The sequence below is a fragment of the uncultured Microbacterium sp. genome, assembly GCF_963521645.1.
In the GTDB taxonomy this organism is placed as follows: domain Bacteria; phylum Actinomycetota; class Actinomycetes; order Actinomycetales; family Microbacteriaceae; genus Microbacterium.
The window spans coordinates 1-3,120 of record NZ_CAUQVQ010000142.1; the positions used below are offsets into that span (position 1 = coordinate 1).

General features: G+C 66.4%; 3 protein-coding genes. 1 reads left to right on the plus strand and 2 read right to left on the minus strand.

All coding sequences use genetic code 11. The annotated features are described in order from the left end of the window. Positions 1-195: 195 nt before the first annotated feature. Together RWO82_RS15390 and RWO82_RS15395 are read right to left on the minus strand one after the other, a co-directional pair. Complete coding sequence (locus RWO82_RS15390; RefSeq protein WP_314428405.1) at positions 196-642, minus strand: hypothetical protein; 447 nt, start codon at positions 640-642, stop codon at positions 196-198. 202 nt (positions 643-844) lie between these two features. Beyond that, positions 845-2,317, minus strand: coding sequence for a DUF222 domain-containing protein (locus tag RWO82_RS15395; RefSeq protein WP_314428406.1), 1,473 nt, complete (start codon positions 2,315-2,317; stop codon positions 845-847). Positions 2,318-2,503: 186 nt separating this feature from the next. Between RWO82_RS15395 and RWO82_RS15400 the strand changes: the two genes are divergently transcribed. Continuing rightward, the coding region (locus RWO82_RS15400; RefSeq protein ID WP_314428407.1) for an ATP-binding cassette domain-containing protein at positions 2,504-3,120 on the plus strand (617 nt) is incomplete at its 3' end.

Here is a 3,120-nt window from a genome sequence, read left to right on the forward strand (position 1 = left end):
GTTCAGCGCATCGTTGTACGCCCGGTACACGTCCTCCGCCGCGGCGAACGCCTCTGCCTCCGAGGCGAACAGCGGTGTCGGAGTGGGCTCGGGCGTCGATTGCGGCACGCATCCGACGAGAGCCGCGAGGATCACGCCCGTGCAGATCGTCGCTGTCACCGGGTGTCTCGTTCTCAGCGTGCGGGTGGGCATGCCTCAGCCCTCGTAGACATCGATGTCGACGATCTCTTCGCACTCGTCGACGGGTATCGCGAAGGACGAGGCGATCGCCAGTCGATCACCGACCGTGACGAACTCCAGGCTCTCCTGCTTGTATATCGGGGAACCGGTCTGAGGCGACATCACCTCTCCACTGCGGTCGATCACCTGATAGTCCGAGTAGTCGGTGCACGCGACAGCCTTGATCCTCCGCGGTTCCTCGACCTGTGTCGCGAAGAAGTGCACGACCTCCGGTCTTCCACGGGTGGTGATGCCGTCGTCTCCTAAGCGCCCGAACGCCACGCTCAACTCCGAGTAGGTGTCGGGTGTGAGGAGATCGGCGAAGCGCTCGAGTTCCGCAGGATCGGTGAGGTCGATCATGCCCAGAGCGTCGATGTATCCGCGATACAGCACCTCGGCTCGCGCGACCGCATGCTCCGTCATCGGCGTCGCGTCTCGGCGAGCGTCGTGAACAGCGGCCGGTGTGCACGCGACGAGAGATGAACCGAACAGCAGGCTTGCGAGCACATACGAGGAAATGGAGCGATTCTGCGGAGTCATCGCGCCAACGTAGTGAAAGCGCGACGCCTCCAGCCGGAGTTATCCACAGAAGGCCGCCGGCCGACGCGGCGTCCCGAGGAGGGTCTCAGAACGGCGCGGTCTCGGCGGCCGCACTGGTGAACGTGACGGTGTTCTGTGCGGGCGGGGTGTCGATGTAGGTCCGCCCGGTGGGGCTGGTCCAGACGAGCACACCGTGTCGCCCCTGTTCGACGTGCCAGGGCGTGTGGTGTTTCAGCACGTGATGGCGCCGACAGAGGGAGGCGAGGTTGGTGTCGCTGGTGCCGCCGCCGGTCGAGGCCGCCTGGGTGTGATCGAGGTCGCTCTTGCGGGCCGGGATACCGCAGCCAGGGAACCGACACCGCGTGTCCCGGGCGCGAAGGTGCCGTCGAAGGTGCGTGCTGGGTCTGTAACGGTCGACGGTGAGCGCGCCGCCTGTGAGGGGGTGAGTGAACACCCGGTCCCACCCGGTGGCGTTGCCGGCGAGATGCCGGGCCGTATCCGTGTCTATCGGGACGACACCGTCCAATTCAGCTGGTGATGGTCGGAGAGCAGTACCTGCGTGAGCGGAGTTCCCCGGGCGAGACCGCGTCGCCGGCCTTCGCAGACTCACCGAGTCGCCGGTGTCGGTGCCGGCGTCCCCGACGGTGTGGCTGCCGCTATCGGTGTGGTCGTCGCTATCGGTGTCGATGTCGCCGTCCGTGTCTTCGTCGTCACTGGTCGTGAGGTTGGTGACGGGGATGGTGACGGTGATGTGGGCGCGGATCTCGGCGAGGAGCGCGTCGGCGCTGTCGTGCGCCACGGGACTTCCGGTGAGAACGAGGTCGGCGAGCAGGTCGGCGCGGATCTCATCGACGGTGCGGTCGTCGGCATCGAACTCGCGACCGTACCGACGGGCATCGCGGCCGGCTCGCAGGTTGTGTGCGCGGATCGAGTGCGCCATCTGTGAGAGTCGGTCGAACATCCCGTGCACGAGCGCCGCCGGAGCGTGAGTGTGCAGGGCGGCCATGCCGTCTTCACCTGTCGTCACCCATACCCGCCGCGCGAGGCGCGCCTTCCGATGCCGGGACGTGATCGATGTCGGCATGAACCGTTCGGCGATGCGTCGGGCCAGCGGCCGCAACCGGTTGGGGGACTCGGTCTCGGCGAGGGGCACGAGGATCGCCGCATAGGCGAGCCGGTCGGCGTCGGAGAGGTGTGACCCCGCGTCGACGATCACTCGCGAGTGCGCGGCGCTGATGCGACCCTCGCCCTGCGCGGCCCAGACAGAGGGGAACAGGTCTACCAGCTCGGTCGCAGCCGCCATTCGTCGCTCGACAGTGCGGTCGCTGGCTCGCTGCACCGCCGCGATCTCGGCGGCCACCGTACGGATCGAGTGATCACCACGATCGGGGTGGTCACCCTGTCTGGCGATCTCGATCGCGAGCCTGCCCGCTATCGCGAGCAGCCCGTCACGCGCCGCCTGCATGCTGCTCAGCGTCGCTTCGGCGACACGCAATGACTCGACCAGCCCGGCGAGGTTCGCCATCTGGGTGTCGGTCGCATCGAGGAGCGCTGTCATGATTCGAGTAGATCAGACACCACGGACATTCGAAACTTGTTTCGAATGTATTCCAGAATTCGAATGCAATCCGCCGTTCGCGTGCTTTACTCGCTGAGACCGGCCGCATCATGTCGCGACCCGCGCCGGTCGCAGGTTCCGGCCTGACCGCCCGCGCTCAGCATGCACGACTAACCTGGAGGGGATATGGCACACCTTCTCGGGGCAGAAGCCCTTCATCTCGAATATCCGACCAGGGTCGTCTTCGACTCCGTGACCCTCGGCATCGAAGAAGGTGACCGCATCGGCATCGTCGGCCGCAACGGCGACGGTAAGTCGAGCCTGCTGGGGATGCTCGCGGGCATCAAGGAGCCGAACTCCGGAAGAGTGACCGTGCGCGGCGGCACGACCATCGGCGTGCTCTCGCAGGCCGACACGCTCAGCGACGACCTGACCATCAGTGCTGCGGTCGTCGGGGACACTCCCGAGTACGAGTGGGCCGGCGACCCTCGCATCCGCGACGTGATCGAAGGGCTGCTGAAGGACTTGCCGTGGGATGCCGAGATCGGCTCCCTCAGCGGTGGACAGCGTCGCCGCGTCTCCCTCGCCAAGCTGCTCACGGGTGACTGGGACGTGATCGCGCTCGACGAGCCCACCAACCATCTCGACGTCGAAGCCATCACCTGGCTGGCGGGACATCTCAAGAAGCGGTGGAGCCCGAACTCCGGTGCGCTCCTGGTCGTGACGCACGACCGTTGGTTCCTCGACGAGATCTGCACCGAGACCTGGGAGGTGCACGACCGCATCGTCGAGCCCTTCGAGGG